This is a genomic window from Micromonospora sp. USAFONa4 (assembly GCF_057197825.1).
Genome location: NZ_CM170072.1, coordinates 6,501,443 through 6,524,828, shown reverse-complemented (window position 1 = coordinate 6,524,828; position 23,386 = coordinate 6,501,443). Strand labels below are relative to the sequence as shown.

The following is a 23,386-nucleotide window of genomic DNA, read 5'->3' as shown; positions in this document are numbered from 1 at the left end:
GGGATCAGGCCGCCCGACGTTCCCGGTTCTGCTTGCACTGCACGCAGGTGGTGGCGGAGGGGAAGATCTCCAGCCGCTCCACGGGGATCGCCGAGGTGCAGCCCTCGCAGAAGCCGTAGGTGCCCTCCTCCAGCCGGGTGAGGGCGTGCTCGTACTGGGCGCGGCGGTCGAGGATGGTCCGCAGCAGGGACTGCGCGGTGTCCCGCTCCGCCGTCTTGGTGCCGCTGTCGGCCTGGTCGTCACCGGCGGTGTCACCCACCTCCACCAGCCGCAGCACCTGGCTCTGCAGCACCGCCTGCTCGTACTCCGCGGACAGCTCGTCGTAGCGGGCCTGCAGGGAGCGCCGGATCTGGTCGATCTCCGCCTGGGATCGGCCCGTACCGATCGTGTCGTGGACGAGCATCGCTGCCTGCCTTTCTGGCCTGGAAGATCCGCCGGGGCACCGGGTAGGTGCGCCCGGCGCCGTGGTGGTCTGCGCGCGGGCGGATCACCCGCGCTCTGTGAGCCGGGCGAATACCCCGGCACGTCGACCGTCAAACCGACGACTTTTCGCCGTGTCGCGTCGTCAGGGCGACACCGGGGACTCCACCAGCGCCGGGTGCCGGGGATCGTCGGCGCGGACCACGACGTCGGCGAAGGAGGCCGGTGCGACCTCGTCGGCGTACCGGGCGAAGGCGGGCAGCGTCCACCGCTGCGCGGGGTCGGTGCGCCGGTCCAGGGCGGCCGGGGAGAGCACCAGGTGGACCGTGACGTCGAAGGGCAGGCCCCCGCCGAGCAGCAGTGCCCCGCTGACCAGCACGACTCCCCCGGGCGGCAGGTCGACGTACGCGGCGCGGCTGGCCCGGTCGGTGGTGGCGTCCCACAGCGAGGGCAGCACCCGCCCCGAGCCGCCGGGCCCGGCCGGGTCGAGCACCTCCCGGCGCAGCCCCGGCTCGTCGACCCAGCCCTCGTAGAACGCGTCGGAATTGGTCCGACCGAACTCCAGGCGCACCGACGCGGGGCGGAGGAAGTCGGCGGCGCGTACGTGCAGCACGGGCCGGCCGAGCGCGCGCAGCGGGTCGACCAGCGCGGCGGCGAGTTCGTCCGGGCCGGCCGCTGGGGCGCCGTCGACGGCCACCCGCAGCCGGCCGGGGGCGTCCGTGCCGGCGAGGCGCTCGGTCAGCTCGGCGACGAGCAACTCCGGGGAGATGGGTCGGATCCGCATCCGACCATGGTGCCCCGCCGGCCGCCCCGGACGGGACGCGGCGGCCGGCGCCCGCCCGGCCGGTGCTCGCGCAGCCGGCGCCCGCGCGATGGGCGGTGCTCGCTCGGCGGGTGGTGCCCGGGCGGTGGCCGGTGCTCGCGCAGTCGGTGCCCGCTCGGTGGGCGGTGCTCGCGCGGTGGGTGGTGTCAGCCGTTGCGGTCGATGGTGACGCGGGCGTCGTCGGCGAGCCGGTAGCCGACGCCGTAGACGGTGGTGACCAGCGGGACGTCGACGCCGACCTTGCCGCGCAGCCGACGCACGTGCACGTCCACGGTGCGCACGCCGGCGTGCTCGTAGCCCCAGACCGCGTTGAGCAGCTGCAACCGGGTGAAGACCCGGCGGGGGTGGGCGACGAGGTGCAGCAGCAGGTCGAACTCCAGCCGGGTCAGGGGCAACGGCTCGCCGTCGCGCAGCACCGACCGGGACGAGGCGAGGATGTGCAGGGTCGGGATGGTGGCGGCGACCGGGCGCGACGGCGTGCGGCCGGCGGGCACCGGGTCGGGGCGGCGTTCGACGGTGGCGGTGATGATGGTGCCCTCGCCGCGCTCCAGCATCTCCCGCGCGGCCTCCAGCAGCCGTCGGGCGGGCGCGGTCAGCGACTCCTCGGATGCCAACGGGATGTTCAGGGTCACCGTGAGCATCGGTGCGGCGGTGTTGGCGGGGCGACGCTGGCCCCCCGGGGGTCGTCCGGGAACAGCGGGCTGGGACGTATGCCATCCGGCGCGCGACGAGGCGGGGCTGACCGACATGGTCCTCCTTGGCTGGTCCGGGTATCTCCCCACGGCCCGGGACGCCGCTCCATCGATGCTTCCCGGCGCCCGGGCGAGGGTCAAGGGGCGGCTGCGTTGCATGAATGTGACAATTGACGAACGCATCGGAGCCGGATGCTCGCTCTGCGTACGAAGCCTGATGATTACAGCAGAGCCGCCGGGTTGACCCGATAGGGGGGTGCCCGCCCGGTTCACGGTGGTCGGCGCGGGTGCGCCGGGAATGGATGAGCGTGGATCGCGTCGGCCCTCCGGAGGGCCGTGGGCACGCGACCGGGGTACCGCGCGGCGTACCGGCGACGGGACACCGCGGCCCCCGGACGCGGCGGCGCGGCGCGCCCGGGACCGGGCACGCCGCGCGGATGGCGCCGTCAGCGACTTCGCTCGATCTCGATCCGGGCCTCGTCGGCGAGGCGGTAACCCACGCCGTAGACGGTGGTCACCACGGGCATGTCCGGGTCGAGCTTGGCGCGCAGCCGGCGGACGTGCACGTCGACGGTGCGCGCCACCGCGTGCTCGTAGCCCCACACCCGGCTCAGCAGCTGGAGCCGCGTGAACACCCGGCGGGGCTGCTCCGCAAGGAACAGCAGCAGGTCGTACTCGATGCGGGTCAGCGGAATCACGCGGGAGCCCTGGTGGACCACCCGCGAGCCGGTGGCGATCCGGATCGCCTGGGAATCCACGACGGCCGGCACCGGCCGGGGCGCCGCCGGCCGGTCCTCGGCGACGCCGGGACCCAACCGCCCCTCCCCCGACTCGGCGAGTTCGCCGATCAGCTCCAGCAGCCGGGCCAGGCGGGGGCTCACCGGCCCAGGGACGAGGTCGAGGGTGATGGTGACGGTCGGGGCGGAGCGCGGTCGGACCGCTCCGGTCCGCTCGGGGCGCGCGGACGAGTGGTGTCGGGTGGGGATGGCGACGACGGACATGGAGCCTCCTGGGCGGCGGTGCCGCCACGCCCGGTGGAGCGTGACGGTCAGGACGGCACCCGACCGGCGGTCACCGGGGGCGCGGGGGTGGGCGTGGGCTGCGGCGGGGTGGGGCCGAGCACGGGCAGGCCGGCGAGCCGCCAGGCGACGAAGCCGCCGACGACATCCGTGGCGTGGCGCAGCCCGAGATCCTGGAGGGCGACGGCGGCCAGCGAGGAGGTGTAGCCCTCCTGGCAGATGACCATCACCCGCAGGTCGTAGCCGACGGCCTGCGGCAGCCGGGCCGGACAGCGGGGGTCGAACCGCCACTCCAGCACGTTGCGCTCGATCACCAGCGAGCCGGGCACGGTGCCGTGGGCGGCCCGCTGGGCGGCCGGGCGGATGTCCACCAGCAGGGCGCCGCCCCGGTGCGCCAGGTGTGCGCGCTCCGGGTCCAGCCGGTCCAGCCGCACCCGGGCGGCGGCCAGGATCTCGTCGATGCCCCGGAAGCCCGGCGGCGCCACCGGGGCCGGACACGCGTGCGGGTCGTCGGTCTGCGGCATGGTCGTTCCCTCCACTGGTTGCTGACGGTGCACGTACGACGGCGGGCCGCCGGCGCGGGGCGGGCGGGCCGCAGGGGGTCGCGGGCGACCCGGGCGCGACGGCGTCGCGCTCACCAGGCCACCCCGGCCTCGGCCACCTCGGCGACGCGCAGCCGGCCGTCGGTGAGCCGGTACCTGGTCATCCGGCGCAGCGCGGGCCGGTAGACGTGGACGCTCACCGCCGGCTCGTCGTCCCGGTTGGACACCAGGTGCACGTGCCGCGGGCCGAAGCGACGCCCGGACCCGGCCGGCAGCCGGTGCGGGCGGAGCACGCCCCCGCCGACCGTCTCCTCGGTCAGGACCCCGGAGACGACCAGGAACGCGCCGCCGCAGCCACCGTGGTCGTGCAGGTCGGTGCCCTGGCCGGGCAGCCAGCTCAACGCCCACACCTCGTGGTCGGTCTCGTGGGCGAGCCGGGAGTACCAGCGGGAGACCGGGTCGAAGCGCAGCGGCACCGGCCAGCGGGCGGGGTCGGCGCCCCACCGCCGGGCGGTGGCGAGCAGGTCGGGTGGGCGTCGGTCGGGCATGGCGGTCCTCGCGGTTCGGCGGTGCGTCGACCAAGCATAGGCTGCAAACCCTATTGGTTTAGTAGGCATTCCCAGAAGCTGGGACGTGTCACCTGCGGACCGGCGGGTCCACCCGGTAGCCGGGGATCGACGGCCAGCGCACCGTCAACACGACCGACTCGCGCTCGGCGTACCAGGAGTGGTCCACCCCCCGCCCCCACACCACATAGTCGCCGGGCTCGCCGAGCACCACCGTCCGGTCCGGCAACTCGACCCGGAACCGGCCGCTGACCAGCACCAGCAGGGCCGTACGCCGCTCCTGCGTGGCCCATCGGGAGCGCGCCTCCCCCGCCGGATGGACTCCCCACTTCACCTCGACGTCGACGCTGTGCCGGGCGTCGCCCTGCGGCATGAAGTGGCCGAGCAGCCAGCCGGCGTTCGTCGCCCCGTCCACGCCCGCGTTGCCCACGTACACCCTGTCGTCCATCGCACGCTCCCCCGGTACGCCGGCCGAGCAACGTACCAGGGGGACGTCCGACTAACCTGGACCGGTGAGTGAGGAACTCGACGCGGAGACGCTGGCGTTCGCGCACCGGATGTTCGACCTGGCCCGCGACGGGGCCACCGCCGAACTGGCCGACTACGTCGACGCGGGGCTGCCAGTCGACCTGACCAACGACAAGGGCGACACCCTGCTGATCCTCGCGGCGTACCACGCCCACGCCGAGACCGTCGCCGCGCTGCTCGCCCGCGGCGCCGACCACTCCCGGACCAACGACCGGGGCCAGACGGCGCTGGCCGCCGCCACCTTCCGCAGCAGCGCCGAGGCCGTCCGGGCGCTGCTCGCCGCCGGGGCCGACCCGCACCACGGCAACCCGTCGGCGGTGGAGACCGCCCGCTTCTTCGACCTGCCCGAGATGCTCGCGCTGCTGGCCGCGCCGACCGGCTGACGCCGACGCCCGGCGCATCCGGTCCGCGCCCGGTATACAGGGTCGGTGGAGGATCCGCTGCCCGAACAGATGCGCACCGCCGCCACGGCGTTGCTCGCCGCGCTGGACGAACCCGCCCGCGCCCAGGCCGCCCACCGGTTCGACGACGAGGCGGCCCGCCGCTGGCTCGAGTACCGGCCGCGCCCCCGGCCCGGGGTCTGCCTGGCCGACCTGGACCGCGCCGGGCGCAAGGCCGCGCACCGGCTGCTGGCCACCGCGCTGAGCCCACCGGCGTACGCCCAGGCGATGGCCATCGTCGCGCTGGAGGAGGTGCTGGACCGGGCGGAGGGATGGCGTCGGGGCCGGCACAGCGGCGACTACTGGGTGGCCGTCTTCGGCGACCCGGCCCGCGACGACGCCTGGGCGTGGCGCCTGGAGGGGCACCACCTCTCGGTGAGCATGACCGTGGTGGCCGACCAGGTCTCCCCCGCGCCGATCTTCCTCGGCGCCAACCCGGCCACCGTCCGGTACGCCGGCCGCCCGGTCTCCCGGCCGCTGGGCGTGGAGGAGGACCTGGCCCGCGCCCTGCTCGACGCGATGGGCCCGGCGGGCCGGTCGGCGGCGATCGTCGCCGGCGAGGCGCCCGGGGACATCATCAGCGCCACCCGCGCCCGGGTGGACGGGCCGCTGGAGCCGCTCGGGGTGCCCGCCGACCGGCTCGGGCCCACCGGACGGGCCCTGCTGGACCAGCTCGTGGCGCTCTACCTGGACCGGCTCCCACCCGAGCTGGCGGTCCGGGAGGCCCGCCGGCTGGACGCCGGGCAGCTGCACTTCGCCTGGGCCGGCCCGACGGTGCCCGGTCGGCGCCACTACTACCGCGTGCAGGGCGACGACCTGCTCATCGAGTACGACAACACCACCGACAACGGCAACCACGCGCACACCGTCCTGCGCCGCCCGGCCAGCGACTTCGGCGCGGACGTCCTAGCCGCCCACCACGCCGAATCGCACCCCCACTAACCACCCCACCCCGCCCGCCCCCGGCCCCGCCCGTCCCCGGCCTCGTCGATCATGCAGCCGGGCGGGGTCAGGGGCGGTGATGGGCCAGGTCGACGGTGGAGTCGGAGGCGCTGGAGAACGCGTCGAAGGTGGTGGGCTCGGCCCGGCGTCCGGCGTCGAAGCGGCGGACCAGCCGGGCGCCCAGCGCGACGCCGACGGCGCCGATGCCCAGTGCCACTAGCTCGGTCAGCAGCAGCACGACGGAGGCGCCCCGCTGCGGCGCGTCCGCGCGGACGAGGCAGGAGATCAGGAACAGCGCGGCCATCGCCACGTTCACCAGGTTGAAGGTGACCGCCGTGCGCCGGGTCCGGTCGACCGGCACGTCCCACAGGTCGATCATGCCGGCCACGGCGGTCAGCGCGGCGGCGACCAGCGCGGCCACGGACGTCCAGTAGCCCACCTCACCGAGGAAGGCCGGGCCGCCGAGCACGTCGGTCAGGTCGAACACGGTCGCGCTCACGAAGAGCCCGAACGGGAACGTCACCAGCATCGGTTGGATCGGGTGCCCCTGCACCCGCAGCCGGCTCTGCATGGTTCCTCCCCAGGTAGGCACACGTCACCAGTCCAGGGTGCTACCCGGGCGCCCGTACGCCGAAACGACACGCGGCCCGCCGGCCACCGCCGTCACGCGAGTCCCCGATCGTCACGCCGGCCACGGAGGGCCCAGGCGCACCCCGGCCCCGGACGGCCGGAGCGTTCAGTTGTCCCGGGGGCGCGAAACGGTGGCGACCAGCCGGTCGGCGACCTCCCGCAGCGGGATGTCCAGCGACGACGCCGCGCTGCGCAGCACGTCGAGCGCCTCGCCGGCCGGGCAGCCGCGCTGGGTCATGATCACGCCGATCGCCTGCCCGATCACCCCGTCGCCGAGCACCGAGGGTGCCAGTTCCCCGGCCTCGGCCGCCTTGCGCGCCCGGTCGCGGACCGCCGCGAGGAGCAGCCCGGCGTGCTCGGCGAGCAGCATCGCGGTGAGCTGGTGCCCCGGGGTGAGCAGGTCGGCGGCGCCGGCGTACAGGTTGATCGCGCCGATCACCTGTTCGTCGACGTCGACCGGCGCGGAGATCACCCCGTGCACGCCCAGCTCCCGGGCCCGCGGCGTCCAGGACGGCCAGCGCGCCTCGCGGTCCAGCCGGTCGGAGAGAATCATCTCCCGCCGCCGGATCGCGTCCATCGCCGGCGAGTCGGGGCCGTGCCGCAGGTCGTCCAGCCCCGCCAGGCGCGCGTCGGACGCCGCCACCCCGGCCGGTTCGCCGGCGCGCAGCGCGGTGAAGCCGCACCAGCTCACGCCGGCCACCGCCCCGCAGGCGGTGCGCACCAGCGCGTCCAGCGCCTCGTCGAAGTCCTCGACCGCGATCAGGGCGGCCGTCAGCTCGCGCAGCAGGGCGGCGGTCTCCAGGACACCGAGCCGCTCCACCGCCGGGTCCCACATCTCCAGGTTCACCGCTCCACAGCCCCCACCGTCCCGGCGCGTGCTCCCGCACGGCCGACCGGCGCCGTCACGTGTTCCATCGTCTGGTCTCTCCCGACTCCTCGGACCCGGCCTACTACCCTCGCAAACCGGGATCGAAACGGCGCAAAAGGGGGCCCCTTCCGGCACCCGAAGGCGTCGGAAGGGGCCCCGGAGCGTCAGCGCGACGCGGAGCTGAGCCGCCGCCCCACCGAGGCGATCAACCGGTCCAGCTCCGAGCCGAACGGGTTGTCGTGCACGAGGTACGTCCAGGTCGCGCTCGGCCGCACCAGCTTCGCCTCGTCCGGCTCCCAGCCGTCGGTGAACTCGGTCTCCTCGAAGGTCTCGATCGTCCGCCGCTCGATCTCCGGGATCAGGTTGTTGAACGCCGGCACCGCCGCCCGGTGGAACTCGTCCAGCGGGTCGAGCCGACCCAGGGCGCGCAGGTGCACGCCCTCGCGTACCTCGGAGAGCTCTGCGAGGTGGTCCGTCCAGAGCCGGTCGAGGTGGTAGAGGGCGATCGAGCGGGCGACCCGGGCGAGCAGGTCCTCGTCCATCTCGCCGGCCTTCTCCGGCACCCGGTCCAGCAGCATCAGCGCCGCCACGTCGCTGGTCAGCAGCCGTTCCCGGCGCTCCGCGAGGGCCTTGCGCTGCTGCTCGATGACGACGCTGTAGCGCCAGGTGTTGCGGTGGATCTCGTGGTTGACGCCCTCGGCGACCCGCTGGGCGTGCTCGACGGCGTACTCGACCTGGTCGTCGGTGACCAGGCCGTCGGCGTTCATCCGGGGCGAGGCGGGGACGGCGTCGCCGGCGTGCCGGGCGACCAGATCGTCCTCCAGGCTGACGAAGAAGACCGAGCCGCCCGGGTCGCCCTGCCGCCCGGCCCGGCCGCGCAGCTGGTCGTCGACGCGCCGGCTGTCGTGCCGGCCGCTGCCGATCACGTAGAGGCCGCCCAGCTCGGCGACCCGGTCCCGGTCGGCCTGGTCGCTGCCGCCGAGGCGGATGTCGACGCCCCGGCCGGCCATCTGGGTGGAGACGGTCACCGCGCCGTACGCGCCGGCCTCGGCGATGATCGACGCCTCCTCGTCGTCGTTCTTCGCGTTGAGCACCACGCAGGGCACCCCGATGGCGTTCAGGCCGGCCGCCAGCCCCTCGGACTCCTTCACGTCCAGGGTGCCGACCAGCACCGGCCGCCCGCGCTCGTGGTGGCGCTTGATCTCGTCGACCAGCGCCTCCTCCTTCTCGGCCCGGGTGGCGTAGATGCGGTCCGGCTCGTCCTCGCGCACGCACGGGGTGTTCGGCGGGATCACCGCCACCTCGAGGCCGAAGAACTCGCGGAGCTGGTCGCCGACCAGCACCGCGGTCGCCGTCATGCCGCACACCTTGGGGTAGAGCGCGATGTACGCCTGCACGGCGATGGTGCCGAGCACCTCGCCCTCGGCGGTGGCGTCGAGGCCCTCCTTGGCCTCCACGGCCGCCTGGAGCCCGTCCGGCCAGCGGCGGCGCTGGGCGACCCGGCCCCGCATCTCGTCGATCAGCTCGACGGAGCCGTCGCGGACGATGTAGTCGACGTCGCGGTGCAGCAGGGCGTGCGCGTGCAGCGCCACGTTCACGGCGGAGAGCTGCGCGACGTGCTCCTCGTCGTACAGGTCGATGCCGAGCTTGGCCTCGACGGCGGCCAGGCCGGCGGCGGTGAAGGCGACGCTGCGGCCGTCCTCGGCCACCGTGTAGTGCTTGCCCTTGCGCAGGCCCCGCACCTGGGCGGCGGCGGCGTGCACCGGGTCCTGCTCGCCGGCGACCGAGCCGGCGAGGACCATCGGCACCCGGGCCTCGTCGATGAGGATCGAGTCGGCCTCGTCGACGATCGCCGTGCGCAGCGGCGGCTGCACCCGGTCCTCCACGTCGGTGACGAGCTGGTCGCGCAGGTAGTCGAAGCCGGCCTCGCTGACCGAGACGTAGGTGACGTCGCAGGCGTACGCGTCGCGCCGCTCCTGCGGGGTGGACGCCTCGTTGACCCAGCCGACGCTCAGGCCGAGCAGCCTGTAGACCGGCTCCATCCAGAGGGCGTCGCGCCGGGCCAGATAGTCGTTGACGGTGAGCACGTGCACCGGGCCGTTGCCCAGCCGGACGTGCCCGTAGGCGGCGATGGTCGCGGTGAGCGTCTTGCCCTCACCGGTGGCCATCTCGGCGACCTTGCCCGAGAGCAGCGCCATCGCGCCCAGCAGCTGCACGTCGTACGGCCGCTGGTCGAGGCCCCGGCGGGCGGCCTCGCGGCCGATCGCGCAGATCTCCTCGTAGCCCGTGGCCTTGCCGGCGGCCTCGGTCAGCTCGGCGTCGTCGAGCGCCGACAGCTCGTCCTCGCGCGCCTCGACGGCCGGCAGCAGCTTCTCCAGCGGCCCCAGGTCGACCGTCGTCCCCGGGCGCTGGAGGAACCGGCGGAACCTGGTCTTCAAGCGTTGCGACACACCCATGAGCGGCAACGGTACGCGACCGGAGCCCGCGTTGGCGGCCCGCCCGGCGCGCCGCCGCGCGGGTGTCGTCGCCGGGCGGGTCGAAGGCGTGGACCGCTCAGCTCACCAGGAGCTGGTGCGTGGCCAGCTCACGGTAGAGCGGGCTGGTCCCGGTCAGCTCGTCGTGGGTGCCGGTGGCCGCCACCCGGCCGCCGTCGAGCACCACGATCTGGTCGGCGTCGACGACGGTGGAAAGGCGGTGCGCCACGATCAGCAGGGTGCGCCGGGCGGCCACCGCGTCGATGGCCCGGCGCAGCGCGGCCTCGTTGCGGGCGTCGAGGTTGCTGGTCGGCTCGTCGAGCAGCAGCACCGGCGGTCCGGCCAGCAGGGCGCGGGCGATCGCCAGCCGCTGCCGCTCGCCGCCGGAGAGCAGCACCCCGCCCTCGCCCACCTGCACGTCCAGCCCCTCGGGGGCGCGCTCGGCGAGATGGCCGAGGTTGACCTCGTCGAGCACCGCGCGCAGCCGGGCCTCGGTGGCCTCCGGCGCGCTGATCAGGAGGTTCTCCCGCAGCGTGCCGGCCAGCACGGGCGCGGACTGCTCGACGTAGCCGATCCGGGCGCGCAGCGCGTCGCGGGGCAGGTCCCGCACGTCGACCCCGTCGATGCGCAGCGCGCCCCCGGTGACCTCGTAGAAGCGCTCGACCAGCGCCAGCAGCGTCGACTTCCCGGCGCCCGACGGGCCGACCAGGGCGGTGCGGGTGCCGGCCGGCACGGTGAAGCTCACCTCGTGCAGCACCGGCGGGCCGCCGGGGTAGCCGAAGCCCACCCGGTCGAACTCGACGGACGCCGGGGCCCCGCCGGGCAGCGCCCGGGCCGGGACGGACGCGGGCCGGTCGGCGGCCCCCTCGACCGGCACGGCGAGCATCTCCTCGATGCGTTGGAGCGCGCCCAGCCCGGTCTGCAACTGGGTGTAGGCGTGCACCGCCTGCCCGAGCGGAAGGACCAGGAAGAACAGGAACATGATGAACGCGACCAGGTCACCGACGGTGATCGCGCCCGCCGCCACCCGCGCCCCGCCCACCCCGAGGACCAGCAGGAACGCCCCCTGGATGGTCACGCTGCTGGCCGGGCCGACGAACGCCTGCACCCGGGCCACCCGCAGGCCCGCCGCGTACGCCCGTGCGGCGCTGACGCCGATCGCGTCGGCCTCGCGCCGCTCCGCCCGCGCCGCGCGGATCGTCCGGGCGGCGGAGATGGCGCGCTCCACCGCCGAGGTCATCTCGCCGACGCGTTCCTGGGCGGCGCGGGCCAGGCCCCGCACCCGGTGGGCGAAGGCGACGGCGATGGCGATGCCGGCAGCCACCCCGAGCAGGGTCACCCCGAACAGCACCGGGTCGAGCAGGACCATCGCGCCCGCCGCGCCGAGCACCATCACGGCGCCGGTGACGACCTCGAACAGGCCGGAGGTGACCACCGCGCGCAGCAGGGTGGTGTCCGAGCCGACGCGGGAGAGCAGGTCGCCGGTGCGGCGGCGGTCGTACTCGGCGATCGGCAGCCGCAGCAGGTGGCCGGTCAGCCGCCGCCGGGTGCCCAGCACGACCCCCTCCGCGGTGCGTTGGAGCAGGTAGTCCCGCACCCCGCCGATCGCCGCGGCCACCAGCACCAGGGCGACAAGCGCCGCGACCAGCCCGGCCACCGGTCGGCTGGCGGAGAGCCCGTCCAGCACCGAGCGGGTGAGCAGCGGTTGTGCCAGGGACGCCGCCGCGCCGGCCAGCGACAGCGCGCCCACCACGGCGAGGGTGCCGCGGTGGGCGCGCAGGTACGGCAGCAGTGCGGCCAGGCCGACCCGCCGGTCGTCCACGGGCATGCCCGGAGCGCCGGCGGCGGTCGGCGCAGGGTCGTCGGCGGTCGTCACGGGAGCGGCGGCGGTCATGGCTGGCACGGTATCGGGCCGCGCCACCCGCCCGGGGGGCGACGCGGGGACCTCAGGCGGTCAGCACCACCTGGAGCTCCTGGCGGCGCCGCTCGGCGAGATCGGTCAGCAGGGCCGGGGCCTGCTCGAACGGCACCACCGCCGAGACGAGGTGCTTGCGGATCACGTCCCCGTACGCGCGCAGCAGGTCGATCGTCTCGGCGGAAAGGCGCTCCCGGTCCCAGGTGGGGGCGAGCCCGCGCGGCACCCGGCCGATCTGCGCGCACCGCAGCGACAGTCCGTTGTGGTGGAACTCCTCGCCGAACCGGACCGCGTCCGCGCCGGCCTGGTAGAACGCCAGGTCGACGACCGTGCCCTGGGGGCGCAGCAGGCGCAGCGCGAGCTGCAACGCCCACGCCTGCCCCCGGCACTGGAACACCACGTCGGCGCCCCGGTCGCCGGGGCCGTGCGCCCAGCGGGTCTTGAGCACCACCGCCGGGTCGTCCGCCTCCGGGTCGAGGGTCTGAAGGCCCAGCGCCTCGGCGACGGCCCGCCGCTGCGGGGTCGGGTCGAGCACCACCACCGAGGCGGCGCCGTGCCGCTTGGCGAACAGGGCGGTGAGCAGGGCCACCACCCCGCTGCCGACGACCGCGACCCGGCGGCCCCGCACCCCGTCGCCCAGCGACCGCACGTCGGCGCCGTGCAGGTCGGCGGCGGCGTGCAGCACCCCGTTGGCGCAGATCGGCCCCATGTGCGCGACGTAGACGCCGAGCAGCGGGTCGAGGTCCTCGGGCAGCGGCACGAACCGCTCGGCGACCGGGTCGGCGACCCAGCCGGTGCGGTGGCCGTACGTCATCGCGCCGACGGTGCCCACGGCGACGGCGGGCGTACGGCTCTCCACGACCCGGCCGACCTGCATGTAGCCCAGCCGGGTCACCGGGTACGGGGTGCTGGCCGCGCCCGGCTGGAAGAGCCCGAGGTCGGCGTTCCAGGTGACGTTGAGGTAGGGGTTGGTGCCCTTGACGTAGCTGAGTTCGGTGCCCGCGGAGACGCCGCTGAACAGCGTCTCGACCCGGAACGTGCCGTCGGTCAGCTCGGCGGCGTCCTGCTCGACCAGCTCCACCCGGCCCGGGCCGCCGACCACCACGACGTGGTCACGCATCGACGGTCACCCCCGATGCGAGCGGCGCGGCGACGGGCGTGTCCAGCCGTACGGGCCGGCCGGTGCGGGCGGAGTCGGCGACCGCGAGGGCGAGCCGCTGGGTGCGCAGCGCCTCGGCGTACGGGACGCGGACGTCGTCGCCGACGCCCCGGACCGCGTCGACGAAGGCCCGGTCCACGGCCACCCGGGCGGCCTCGGGGTCGGCGTCGAAGCGGCGTTCCCCGTCGGCGTCGCGCACGACCAGGCCGTCCTCGCTGAGCGAGAGGGCCAGGCCGTCGGCGAGGATCTCCAGTCCGGCGCGGTGCTTCCAGCCGAGCACGCAGGCGGCGGTGAGCGTGCCGACGGCGCCGCCGGCGAAGCGCAGCGTCGCGGTGGTCACCGAGTCGATGTCGGCGCCGTCGACGGGCGGCGGGGTGCCGTTGCCGTACGCGGTGACCTCGGTGGCCTCGCCGACCAGGTACCGGACGAGGTCCAGCACGTGGGCGGCCTGCTCGACCACGGGGCCGCCGGAGCGGTCCCGCCGCGACCACCAGGCCACCGGGGGCACCTTGTCCCACCACGCGCCGCTGACCATCCGCACCGGACGGTCGCCGAGCAGTTCCTGGGCCTGCTGCACCACCGGCAGGTACCGCCAGTGGTGCCCGACGCCGGTGAGCAGCCCCCGCCCGGCCACGAGGTCGGCGATCCGCTCGGCGGTCACCAGGTCGACGGCGACCGGCTTCTCGACGAACATCGGCACCCCGGCCGCGACGACCGCCTCCTCGGCCGGCCCGTGGGCGAACGGCGGCACGCAGACGTAGACCGCGTCCGGGCCGGCGGCCAGCAGTTCCCCGACGTCGCCGAAGGTCCGGGCGCCGTGCGCGTCCGCCAGTTCCGCCGCCGCCTCCGGCACCACGTCGGTCACCCCGAGCAGTTCCACGTCCGCGAAGCCGCCCAACACCCGGGCGTGGCGTTGCGCCACCCCGCCGGCCCCAACCAGTCCCACCCGGCACGTGCGCATGTAAGAGCCCTTTCGCCACAGTTTCGCGTTCGCGACTGCACTCCCCCGGCGTGCGCGCAACCAAACGTTCACCAGGGCGGAACCCGGTCACGTCACTGTCGTGATCAAGCTGTTAGGCATGCTGCGGTTAGCGCGAGTGCGGTAGTGGGAAAAACAGGGAAGGTTTTTCCGCCACGATCTGGGGGTGCCTGTGCGGAACACGGAAACGATGGTGTCACCGGTGGTGGAGGCGTGGGCCACCTACCGCACCACGTCGGCGGGTGACTGGCCGGCGCGGCGGCTGATCCGCGCCAAGGGGGACAGCAGGGTCAGCGTGGTCCTGCCGGCCCGCAACGAGGAGGCCACGGTCGGCGCGATCGTGTCGACGATCCGCGAGCACCTGATGGAGCGGGTGGCCCTGGTCGACGAGCTCATCGTGGTGGACTCCCGGTCCACCGACCGCACCGCCAGCGTGGCCCGCGCCGCGGGCGCGGAGGTGGTCAGCCAGGACGCGATGACCCGGGGCCTGCCCCGGCTGACCGGCAAGGGCGACGCGCTCTGGGCGGGGCTGGCCGCGGCCGAGGGCGACGTGGTGGCGTTCGTCGACGCCGACCTGCGCGAGTTCCGCCCGCACTTCGTGACCGGGCTGATCGGCCCCCTGCTGACCGATCCCTCGGTGGACTTCGTGAAGGGCTTCTACCACCGCCCGCTGGTCGGGGCGTCGAGCGTGGAGGCCGACGGCGGCGGGCGGGTGACGGAGCTCATGGCCCGGCCGATGCTGAACCTCTTCTGGCCCGAGCTGGCGGGCTTCGTGCAGCCCCTCGCCGGTGAGTACGCCGGACGCCGGGAGGTGCTGGAGCGGGTGCCGTTCGTCTCCGGCTACGGGGTCGAGACGGCGATGCTCATCGACCTGCTGGAGCTGGTCGGGTTGGACGCGCTGGCCCAGGTGGACCTGGGCGAGCGCAAGCACCGCCACCAGGACACCGCCGCGCTGGGCCGGATGTCGGCCCAGATCATGCTCACCGCCTGGTCGCGGTTGCAGCGGCGCGGCTGGGCGGCACCGGGCGCGCTGCCCGCCGCCCTGCTGACCCAGTTCCGGCGCGGCGGCTCCGACGCCCTGCCGAACCTGGACCGGGAGATCGTCGTCAGCGACGTCTCCGTCGAGGAGCGGCCGCCCCTGGCCGAGCTGCGGCACCGGATCCCCCGCCGACGGGTCGCCGCGGCGTGAACACGCGACCCCCCCGTGACCGTGAACGACCGGGCGCGGACGGCCCAGGCCCCCGCCGAGGGAAGGAATCCCGCATGAGCCTCACCGTCCTGATGAACGCCGGTCCGTGGCTGTCCGTGCCGCCGCCCGGCTACGGCGGCATCGAGAACGTGATCGCGACGCTGGTGCCGGAGCTGCGCCGGCTCGGCGTACGGGTGGTGCTCGCGTCGGTCGACAGCAGCACCCTGCCGGTCGACGAGAAGTTCTCCGTCTTCCCCGACGGGCAGTTCCACGCCCTGCAACGGCCGTACAACCAGGTCTGCGGCATCTCCCAGGCGCACCTGAACGGGGTGGTGCGCGCGCTGCACTCGCGCGACGACATCGACCTCGTGCACGACCACGTGGAGGCGGTCGGCCTGGCCACGCTCGCCGCCATGGGCCCGGACGCCCCGCCGGCCCTGCACACGCTGCACTGGGACCTGGCCAAGCACCCGGCGCTCTACGGCAATCTCGACGGCGGCGACCGGGTCCGGGTCAACGGGGTCTCCGCCTCGCAGCTGGCCCGCGCGCCCCGGGCGTTGCAGGAGCACTCGGTGGGCCACGTGCACCTGTCCACCCCGCTCGCCGTCGACGCGGACCGGCGGCCCCGGGCGGAGAAGGGCGACTACCTGATCATCCTGGGCCGGATCAACCCGGGCAAGGGCCAGGACGTGGGCGCGCGCCTCGCCCGGCGGGTGGGGGTGCCGCTGGTGCTCGCCGGGCCCGTCGGCCCGTACCACCGGCCGGAGGACCTGGCCGCCGCCGGGGACGAGGCCCGGCAGAACCCGGACGTCCGGTTCTTCTACGACGAGGTGGCGCCGCACGTCGACGGTGACCTGGTCCGCTGGGTGGGCACCGTGGCCGGGCAGGAACGCGACGACCTGCTGGCCGGCGCCCGGGCCTCGCTGTTCCCGCTGCGCTGGGAGGAGCCGGGCGGCACGGCGGTGGTCGAGTCGCTGGCCCTGGGCACGCCGGTGGTGGCCACCGCCCGGGGCTGCCTGCCCGAGCTGATCGAGCACGGCCGCACCGGCCTGCTCACCACCGACGAGGAGGAGCTGGGCGACCTGCTGCTGGCCGCGAGCCTGCTGGATCCGGACGAGTGCCGGCGCGAGGCCGCCGTCCGCTTCACCCCCACGGTGATGGCCGAGAAGTACGTGGGCCTCTACGAGCGGGTCCGCCAGCTCGCCGCCGCCCCGCGCCTGCAACCGGCCTGACCGGCGATCCGCACCCCGGGGCCGGCCCGCCGTCACGGTGGGCCGGCCCCGGTCGCGTGCCGGCGCCCGGTTGGGGCGATCCCCCGGTGGTGGGGTTTGCCGGTGGGAGCAGCGGGAAGGCGCGATCCACTCAGCGTTCTCGCACAGTGAGGAGACGGCGGTGACCGGTCCCATGGCGCGCTCCCGCGCCCGGCACAACCCGGCCGATGGCAGGGCTCCCGTCCGGCGGGCCGCCACCGCCGTGGCGGTGGTCTTCCTCCTGGTCGGCGTGCTCGGCTTCGTGCCGGGCATCACCAGCAACTTCGGCGACCTGCGCTTCGCCGGACACGACTCCGAATCCAAGCTGCTCGGCCTGTTCCAGGTCTCGGTGCTGCACAACATCGTCCACCTGCTCTTCGGGGTGGCCGGGCTGCTGCTGGCCCGCACCGTCACGGGCGCGCGGACGTACCTGGTCGGCGGCGGCGCGATCTACCTGGTGCTCTGGCTCTACGGCCTGGTGATCGACCACGACAGCGCGGCCAACTTCATCCCGGTCAACAACGCCGACAACTGGCTGCACCTTTTCCTGGGCCTGGGCATGATCGCGCTCGGCATCCTGACCACGCGGGACCGGACCCGCCGGTGACGCATCGTGACCGGCCGGGGCGGCGACGCCCCGGCCGGTCCGGTTTGACCCTCCGCGCGGCCGGGTAGTTCGCAGATCCCCGACAACGCGAAACGAGGGCGCAATGCCGAGCCGGATCACCTGCGAGGTGCACGACGAGTCGCCAGTGACCGTCGTACGCCTCCACGGCGACCTCGGCATCGACACCATGCGCACGGTGCGGGGCGTGCTGGACGACTGCCTCGCCAGCCAGCCCGACGCCCTCGTGGTGGACCTCACCGACGTCACCTTGCGTGACCGGCTGGCCCTCTCGGTCTTCGCCGCCATCGCCCGTCGGGCGGCCGACTGGCCGGCGGTGCCCGTCGTGCTGTGCGCCCCGCCGCCCGAGGCGGCGACCTGGCTGGCCCAGTCGACCGCCTGCCGGGTGGTGCCCGTGCGGCACGACTGCGACGAGGCTACCCGGGTGGCGAACGCGGCGGCGGCACCCCGTCTGCGCGCCCGGCTCGAACCGGTGGCAGGGGCCTGCCGGCGGGCGCGGGAGCTGGTCACTGACGCGTGCGCCCGCTGGAACCTGCCGGAGGCCGTCGGGCCGGCGTCGCTGGTGCTCAGCGAGCTGGTCGGCAACGTGGTCCGGCACGCCGGCACGCCGATGCAGGTGACGCTGACCCTGCGCCGGCCGTACCTGCACCTGGCCGTCGCGGACGGCAGCCGGACCTCGGTCCGGGTCGGCACCGGCGACCTGCGGGCCGAGGGCGGCCGGGGGCTGATGCTCGTGCGCGAGACGGCCCAGCGGTGGGGCAGCGCGCCGGCCGGCGACGGAAAGGTCGTCTGGGCCATACTGCCCGCGAATTGACAGAATTTACCACTCTCGCCTGAATAACCCCTGTCGCCTGGTTTCATGGGGAGAGGGGCGGGTAGCCGCGCCGTCCTATCTGTCGTCTGGCGGGGTGAGAGTCACATGCCCAAGCGGGTAACCACGGAACCACGCGACCGGGGACCGGCGATCCTGGCACCGGCACGCTTCGGTGGCTACCCCGGGCCGCTGCGCAAGGCGCTTCCCGGCGGCAAACTGACCCGGTTCCTGGCCACCACCGACCACAAGCAGATCGGCCTGCTCTACCTGCTGACCTCGTTCGGCTTCTTCCTGGTCGCCGGGATCCAGGCGATGCTGATGCGCGCCGAACTGGCCCGGCCCAACTTGCAGTTCCTCTCCGCCGAGCAGTACAACCAGCTCTTCACCTCGCACGGCGCGGTCATGCTGCTGCTGTTCGCCACCCCCGCGGCGTTCGGGTTCGCCAACTACATCGTGCCGATCCAGATCGGCGCCCCCGACGTGTCGTTCCCCCGGCTCAACGCCCTCGCGTACTGGCTCTACCTGTTCGGCGGCCTGATGGTGCTCGGGGGATTCCTCACCCCGGGCGGCTCCGCCGACTTCGGTTGGACCGCGTACTCGCCGCTGAGCAGCCAGGAGCACTCCCCCGGCGTCGGCGCCAACATGTGGGTGATCGGCCTGGTGATCTCGGGGCTGGGCACCATCCTCGGCGCCGTCAACCTGATCACCACGATCCTCACCCTGCGCGCGCCCGGCATGACCATGTTCCGGATGCCGATCTTCACCTGGAACATGCTCTTCACCAGTGTGCTGGTGATCCTGGTGTTCCCGCTGCTCGCCGCCGCGCTGATGGCGCTCTCGGCGGACCGGCTGCTCAACGCCCACGTGTACGACCCGGGGACCGCCGGCCCGATGCTCTACCAGCACCTGTTCTGGTTCTTCGGCCATCCCGAGGTCTACATCATCGCGATCCCGTTCTTCGGCATCATCACCGAGATCATCCCGGTCTTCTCCCGCAAGCCGATCTTCGGATACACCGGCCTCGTGCTGGCCACCATCGCGATCACCGTGCTGTCGATGACCGTGTGGGCGCACCACATGTTCGCCACCGGCCAGGTGCTGCTGCCGTTCTTCAGCATCCTGAGCTACCTGATCGCGGTGCCCACCGGGGTGAAGTTCTTCAACTGGATCGGCACCATGTGGAAGGGGCAGATCACCTTCGAGACGCCGATGCTCTTCGCGATCGGCTTCCTGGTCACCTTCCTCTTCGGCGGCCTCACCGGGGTGCTGCTGGCCAGCCCGCCGGCGGACTGGCACACCCACGACACGTACTTCGTCGTCGGGCACTTCCACTACGTGCTGTTCGGCACCGTGGTCTTCGCGCTCTTCGGCGGCTTCTACTTCTGGTGGCCGAAGATGACCGGGCGGCTGCTGGACGACCGCCTCGGCAAGGCCCACTTCTGGACCATGTTCCTCGGCTTCCACGGCACCTTCCTCGTGCAGCACTGGCTGGGCAACGAGGGCATGCCCCGCCGGTACGCCGACTACCTGCCCAGCGACGGGTTCACCACCCTGAACATGATCTCCAGCATCTCCGCCTTCGTGCTCGGCGCGTCCACGCTCTTCTTCATCTGGAACGCCTGGAAGTCCTGGCGCTACGGCGCGATGGTGAACGTCGACGACCCGTGGGGCTTCGGCAACTCGCTGGAGTGGGCCACCACCTGCCCGCCGCCGCTGCGCAACTTCGACCGGATGCCCCGCATCCGCTCGGAGCGGCCCGCCTTCGACCTCAAGTACGGCCCGCTCGTCGCCGACCTCGGCCGGGACCTGCCCCAGCGCGCCACCAAGCCGCCGCAGGAACTCAGCGACGAGTTGCACCGCGAGAGGCACGTGCCCGAGGCGCCGGCCGCCGAGGGGGCGCACGGCGCGCGGGAGGCCGCCGCGTTCCAGCCCGCGGCGCAGTCCGGGGCCCGTCCCGTGGACGTCCCCGAGCCGGACGAGATCCGTCGGCCCAGCTTCGAGCAGACCGACGAGCCGGAGGAGACCCGCCCCGGCGCCGACCGGGAGCCGCCGGCCAGGGAGCGCTGGCGGCATCCGCGCGGGCCCGGCGACACCCCCGAGCGCTGAGCGGGCGTACGCGAGAGAGGGCCGGCACCCCGGGGGTGCCGGCCCTCCGCGGTACGTGGTCTCAGCCCTCGCGGGCCGCCGCCAGGCCCGCCGCCGTGAGCGAGCGGCGCACGGCCGGCTGGACGCGGGTCAGCCGCAGCGGCACCCCGGTGCGGGCGGCGGCCTCGCGGCCCGCCATCAGCGCGGCGATCCCGCCGGCGTCGAAGCCACCGGCGCCCACCAGGTCGACCACCACCTCGGCCGGCTGCCCGGTCACCGCCTCCAGCATCGCCCGGCGGAGCTGGTCCGCGCCGTCCCGGTCGACCTCCCCGCCGACCTCCACGACCACCCGGTCGCCGTTGTGCCGCACCGAGATCCTGGTCTTCGCCGGCTCGGCCGACTCGGCGGTCCCGTTCTGCCAGGGCGGCGGGGCGTCGGCCAGCATCGCCTGGCGCAGCCAGGTCAGCGCCCGCGACAGCAGCCGGGAGACGTGCATCTGGGAGATGCCGAAGCGGGCGGCGATCTCCGCCTGGGTCTGGTTGCCGTAGAAGCGCATGGCCAGGATGCGCCGCTCCCGCCAGGGCAGCCGGTGCAGCAGCCCGCTGACCGTCACCCGGTCGTCGACGGACTCCAGCGCGTTGTCGGACTCGCCGACCAGGTCGCCGAACTCCGCCGAGCTCTCCCCGCCGACGGGGGCGTTCAGCGAGGCCGGGCTGTAGCCGGCGGCCGACTCCAGCGCGGCGAGGATCTCCTCCTGCGGGGTCTCCAGCCGTTCCGCCAGCTCGGCGACCGTCGGGGCCCGGGACAGCTCGCTGGTCAGCGCGGAGGTGGCCTGCCCGACCTCCAGGATCAGATCGCGCAGCCGGCGCGGCACGTGCACGCCCCAGGTGCGGTCGCGGAAGTGCCGCTTGATCTCGCCGACGATGGTGATGGCCGCGTACGCGGTGAAGGAGCCCCGCTCCGGGTCGTACCTGTCGACGGCGTTGACCAGGCCGAGCCGGGCGACCTGCTCCAGGTCCTCCAGCGGCTCGCCCCGCCCCCGGTAGCGGCGGGCCAGCCGGCCCGCGAACGGCAGGGCGAACCGGACGAGGTCGTCACGTGCCTCCTGGCGTCGTTCGGGCGGTAGGCCCTCGATCCGCGCCGCGTACGCCAGTGCGGCCGCGTCGAGGTCCTCCAGGCCCCGATCGGTCGGAGGTGGTGTGGTCGTGGTGGTCTGTCCGAACATCCGCGCCTCCCTCAGGAAGGTCCCCCGCCCGGATTCAGGAAACCGGTCGTGCGCGCGCGTGGTCGCACCACGCCCGGGCCGGAAAATGGGTCACATGACTGGGATGTCAGCGGGCGACGGCGCCACGCCGGACGGCGTGATCAGGCCGTCGCAGCCAGCGGTGTTCCCGCTCCGTAGGTACTCAATCACGGGACCCGGGGTTCGCGAGGATGTTTCGAAAGGGCCGACTCAACAGACGAGTAACCCCTGGTGGGAGCCGCCGTCGCGCAGCGCCGCGAGGGCCTCGGGGACGGTCATCGGCGGCGGCGTCGGCAGGTCGTACGGCTGCGCCCGCAGCACCTCCGTCGCCCGACGGGTGGGTACCGAGGTGACCGGGTAGCCGCGCGCCGAGGTGCGGTCCAGCGCCCGCCGGCGGCGCCCGAAGCCGGCGACGGCCAGCCACTGGGGCAGCCCGGCCAGCGCCGGCGACCGCAGGCCGGGCGGCTCGGGCAGCACGTCCACCGAGCTGAACGGCTCGCTCCCGGCGAGCCACCACTCCGCCGCCTCCACGCTGCGCCGGGTGGCGTTCTCGCACCAGTACGGCACCATCCCGGCCCGCACCACCTGCCACGGGTCGAGCAGCCGTCCGCACTCCACCACCAGCCGATCGCCGGTCTTGCCGGCCGCGCGCAGCCAGCGCCGGTACAGGTCGGCGGTCGCGGCGCTGAGCGCCTCCGGCCGCGGCACGAGGACCCGGTGCAGCGGATGCCCGTGCCCGCCGGTCCACTCCTGGACGCCGGCCTCGAAACCGGACTCCACGCCGTGTTCCGCCGGCTCGGGCGGCGAGGCGACCTCCGGCGGCTCCCAGTGCGCGCCGTCCCCGCCGGCCGAGCGGAGCACCTGGCGCAGCGCGTGGCTGTCCGGGTGGAAGTCGACCGGGTCGAGGCCGCTGCCCGGGCAGCCGACCTGGAAGCTGTGCCCCGGGGCGGAGTCGAAGACCGGCCAGGTGCGGGCGTCGCGCAGCAGCAGCACCGGGGCGCCGGGCTCCAGCCGGTCGGCCAGGAACCGCGCGTACGCGGCCGGCAGGGACCGCCACCGGGCCGCCAGCGACACCGTGGCGCCGGCCAGCGCGCCCCGGCTCGCGGGGCAGTGCACCTGGCGGACGTGCAGGTCGGCGTTGCCGCTGAGGAGACGGGCGGTTAGGGCGGCACCGTGGTCCAGGGCGGCCTGCGGCCGGTCGACGGCGCCCTGCGCCCAGTGCACGGTCATCTCGAACCCGGCCGGCAGCCAGGGCACGCCGAGCGCCATCGCCAGGTGCGCGGCCGCGCCGTGCGGGGAGCCGACCAGGACACCCGGGTAGTGGCGGCGCGGGTACTGCTCGGCGAACCAGCGGGCGACCCGGCCCGCGTCGACCTCGGCGGTCTGGCCGGGGGTGAGCGCCACCCGGCCGGCCGCCCGGATCACCGCCGCCCGGCGCACCGGTTCGGGCGCGCCGACGAACCGCGACAGCGGCCCCGGGTGTCCCGGGTGTCCGAGGTCGGCGCAGTCGGTGCCGCGCAGCGCCCGCGCGGTGGCGGCCACCAGGACCCGCGCGGCGCTGCCGGCGGCCACCACCCGGTCGCCCGCCAGTCCGGCGCCCTCGGCCGTGAGCCCCTTGCGCACCTTGGGCCCCGGCTCCACCTTGCCTCGTTCGCTCACCACGCGGCCCGGCTTCCCGTCCCGATGGGGTTCAAACGGGGCATCCCCCACCGGGCGGGAGCAATCAGAAGATCCCGGGCGGGCCGCCGCCGAACCGCCGAACCGGGTGACGCTGGCGGTCACGCACCGCGACGGCACGCCGGTGAGCAGGGGTTTCAGTGCCGGAGCAAGGGGCACTTCAGCGCCCATGCGCACCGACGACGACACTCCCGCAGCGGCCACCATCACCCCCTACCAGGACGGACCGCTGCTGGTCCGGGGCGACTTCGCCCTGGTCACCCCCGACGGGGAGACCATCGACGCGCGGCGGGGCACGGTGGCCCTGTGCCGTTGCGGAAAGTCGGCGCTCAAGCCGTTCTGCGACGGCACCCACAAGGCCGTCAACTTCCGCGCCGCCCCCACCCGCGAAACCCCCTGACCCCGCCCAGGCCGCCCCCGCGCCCCGCCGACCGGCCGCGTCGCACCGGCCGCGCCGACCGGCCGCGCCGCACCGGCCGCGCCGACCGGCCGCGCCGCACCGGCCG

23 protein-coding genes are annotated in these 23,386 nt (G+C 74.6%); 8 read left to right on the top strand and 15 right to left on the bottom strand.

The window, feature by feature from the left end; translation table 11 throughout:
• Positions 1 to 4: 4 nt before the first annotated feature.
• The 7 genes from AC0OO9_RS28115 to AC0OO9_RS28085 form a co-directional block, all read right to left on the bottom strand.
• Positions 5 to 403, bottom strand: a complete 399-nt coding sequence (locus tag AC0OO9_RS28115) for a TraR/DksA family transcriptional regulator (protein ID WP_089000644.1) — start codon at positions 401 to 403, stop codon at positions 5 to 7.
• 162 nt (positions 404 to 565) lie between these two features.
• A complete protein-coding gene (locus tag AC0OO9_RS28110) occupies positions 566 to 1,204 on the bottom strand; it encodes a nucleoside/nucleotide kinase family protein (RefSeq protein ID WP_484513612.1) in 639 nt (212 codons plus the stop codon).
• Positions 1,205 to 1,389: 185 nt separating this feature from the next.
• Complete coding sequence (locus tag AC0OO9_RS28105; protein ID WP_132237941.1) at positions 1,390 to 1,992, bottom strand: winged helix-turn-helix domain-containing protein; 603 nt, start codon at positions 1,990 to 1,992, stop codon at positions 1,390 to 1,392.
• A 389-nt stretch (positions 1,993 to 2,381) separates the two neighbouring features.
• Complete coding sequence (locus AC0OO9_RS28100; RefSeq protein WP_484513610.1) at positions 2,382 to 2,936, bottom strand: winged helix-turn-helix domain-containing protein; 555 nt, start codon at positions 2,934 to 2,936, stop codon at positions 2,382 to 2,384.
• A 47-nt stretch (positions 2,937 to 2,983) separates the two neighbouring features.
• Complete coding sequence (locus AC0OO9_RS28095; RefSeq protein ID WP_484513608.1) at positions 2,984 to 3,478, bottom strand: rhodanese-like domain-containing protein; 495 nt, start codon at positions 3,476 to 3,478, stop codon at positions 2,984 to 2,986.
• 110 nt (positions 3,479 to 3,588) lie between these two features.
• Positions 3,589 to 4,044, bottom strand: coding sequence for a cysteine dioxygenase (locus tag AC0OO9_RS28090; RefSeq protein ID WP_484513606.1), 456 nt, complete (start codon positions 4,042 to 4,044; stop codon positions 3,589 to 3,591).
• An 88-nt stretch (positions 4,045 to 4,132) separates the two neighbouring features.
• Entirely contained in the window at positions 4,133 to 4,510 is a 378-nt protein-coding gene (locus AC0OO9_RS28085; RefSeq protein WP_484513604.1) for a signal peptidase I, read from the bottom strand.
• A gap of 64 nt (positions 4,511 to 4,574) precedes the next feature.
• Between AC0OO9_RS28085 and AC0OO9_RS28080 the strand changes: the two genes are divergently transcribed.
• Together AC0OO9_RS28080 and AC0OO9_RS28075 are read left to right on the top strand one after the other, a co-directional pair.
• Complete coding sequence (locus AC0OO9_RS28080; RefSeq protein WP_132237950.1) at positions 4,575 to 4,973, top strand: ankyrin repeat domain-containing protein; 399 nt, start codon at positions 4,575 to 4,577, stop codon at positions 4,971 to 4,973.
• Positions 4,974 to 5,018: 45 nt separating this feature from the next.
• Positions 5,019 to 5,972, top strand: a complete 954-nt coding sequence (locus AC0OO9_RS28075) for a DUF3500 domain-containing protein (protein WP_484513602.1) — start codon at positions 5,019 to 5,021, stop codon at positions 5,970 to 5,972.
• A gap of 67 nt (positions 5,973 to 6,039) precedes the next feature.
• Here the strand turns inward: AC0OO9_RS28075 and AC0OO9_RS28070 are convergent, their stop codons facing one another.
• The 6 genes from AC0OO9_RS28070 to AC0OO9_RS28045 form a co-directional block, all read right to left on the bottom strand.
• Entirely contained in the window at positions 6,040 to 6,543 is a 504-nt protein-coding gene (locus tag AC0OO9_RS28070; RefSeq protein ID WP_421449357.1) for a DUF2231 domain-containing protein, read from the bottom strand.
• A 165-nt stretch (positions 6,544 to 6,708) separates the two neighbouring features.
• Complete coding sequence (locus AC0OO9_RS28065) at positions 6,709 to 7,449, bottom strand: GAF and ANTAR domain-containing protein (protein ID WP_484513600.1); 741 nt, start codon at positions 7,447 to 7,449, stop codon at positions 6,709 to 6,711.
• A gap of 185 nt (positions 7,450 to 7,634) precedes the next feature.
• On the bottom strand, positions 7,635 to 9,926 hold the full coding sequence (gene secA2 / locus AC0OO9_RS28060) for an accessory Sec system translocase SecA2 (protein WP_484513598.1): 2,292 nt from the start codon (positions 9,924 to 9,926) through the stop codon (positions 7,635 to 7,637).
• A gap of 97 nt (positions 9,927 to 10,023) precedes the next feature.
• Positions 10,024 to 11,838, bottom strand: a complete 1,815-nt coding sequence (locus AC0OO9_RS28055; RefSeq protein ID WP_484513596.1) for an ABC transporter ATP-binding protein — start codon at positions 11,836 to 11,838, stop codon at positions 10,024 to 10,026.
• Positions 11,839 to 11,890: 52 nt separating this feature from the next.
• Positions 11,891 to 12,979: a zinc-dependent alcohol dehydrogenase gene (locus AC0OO9_RS28050; RefSeq protein ID WP_484513595.1), complete on the bottom strand. Its 1,089-nt coding sequence runs from the start codon at positions 12,977 to 12,979 to the stop codon at positions 11,891 to 11,893.
• Positions 12,972 to 13,979 (bottom strand): Gfo/Idh/MocA family protein, encoded by a 1,008-nt coding sequence (locus AC0OO9_RS28045; protein ID WP_484513593.1) that lies wholly within the window; start codon positions 13,977 to 13,979, stop codon positions 12,972 to 12,974. The genes AC0OO9_RS28050 and AC0OO9_RS28045 overlap by 8 nt, the downstream gene beginning before the upstream one ends.
• Before the next feature lie 208 nt (positions 13,980 to 14,187).
• Between AC0OO9_RS28045 and AC0OO9_RS28040 the strand changes: the two genes are divergently transcribed.
• The 5 genes from AC0OO9_RS28040 to ctaD all read left to right on the top strand — a co-directional run bounded on the left by AC0OO9_RS28040 (position 14,188) and on the right by ctaD (position 19,981).
• A complete protein-coding gene (locus AC0OO9_RS28040) occupies positions 14,188 to 15,186 on the top strand; it encodes a glucosyl-3-phosphoglycerate synthase (protein WP_484513591.1) in 999 nt (332 codons plus the stop codon).
• A 74-nt stretch (positions 15,187 to 15,260) separates the two neighbouring features.
• Entirely contained in the window at positions 15,261 to 16,418 is a 1,158-nt protein-coding gene (locus AC0OO9_RS28035) for a glycosyltransferase (protein ID WP_484513589.1), read from the top strand.
• A gap of 172 nt (positions 16,419 to 16,590) precedes the next feature.
• Positions 16,591 to 17,043, top strand: a complete 453-nt coding sequence (locus tag AC0OO9_RS28030; RefSeq protein WP_132238116.1) for a DUF4383 domain-containing protein — start codon at positions 16,591 to 16,593, stop codon at positions 17,041 to 17,043.
• A 103-nt stretch (positions 17,044 to 17,146) separates the two neighbouring features.
• Positions 17,147 to 17,875: an ATP-binding protein gene (locus AC0OO9_RS28025; RefSeq protein WP_484513587.1), complete on the top strand. Its 729-nt coding sequence runs from the start codon at positions 17,147 to 17,149 to the stop codon at positions 17,873 to 17,875.
• A 105-nt stretch (positions 17,876 to 17,980) separates the two neighbouring features.
• Positions 17,981 to 19,981, top strand: coding sequence for an aa3-type cytochrome oxidase subunit I (gene ctaD / locus AC0OO9_RS28020; protein ID WP_484513585.1), 2,001 nt, complete (start codon positions 17,981 to 17,983; stop codon positions 19,979 to 19,981).
• Between the two features lie 61 nt (positions 19,982 to 20,042).
• Here the strand turns inward: ctaD and AC0OO9_RS28015 are convergent, their stop codons facing one another.
• Together AC0OO9_RS28015 and AC0OO9_RS28010 are read right to left on the bottom strand one after the other, a co-directional pair.
• A complete protein-coding gene (locus tag AC0OO9_RS28015; RefSeq protein ID WP_132237970.1) occupies positions 20,043 to 21,185 on the bottom strand; it encodes a SigB/SigF/SigG family RNA polymerase sigma factor in 1,143 nt (380 codons plus the stop codon).
• Positions 21,186 to 21,413: 228 nt separating this feature from the next.
• The gene (locus AC0OO9_RS28010) at positions 21,414 to 22,826 is read right to left on the bottom strand and encodes a hypothetical protein (protein ID WP_484518073.1); all 1,413 of its coding nucleotides are present in this window, start codon (positions 22,824 to 22,826) and stop codon (positions 21,414 to 21,416) included.
• Positions 22,827 to 23,049: 223 nt separating this feature from the next.
• Between AC0OO9_RS28010 and AC0OO9_RS28005 the strand changes: the two genes are divergently transcribed.
• Positions 23,050 to 23,280, top strand: coding sequence for a CDGSH iron-sulfur domain-containing protein (locus AC0OO9_RS28005; RefSeq protein ID WP_311410258.1), 231 nt, complete (start codon positions 23,050 to 23,052; stop codon positions 23,278 to 23,280).
• The last annotated feature ends 106 nt before the right edge of the window (positions 23,281 to 23,386 follow it).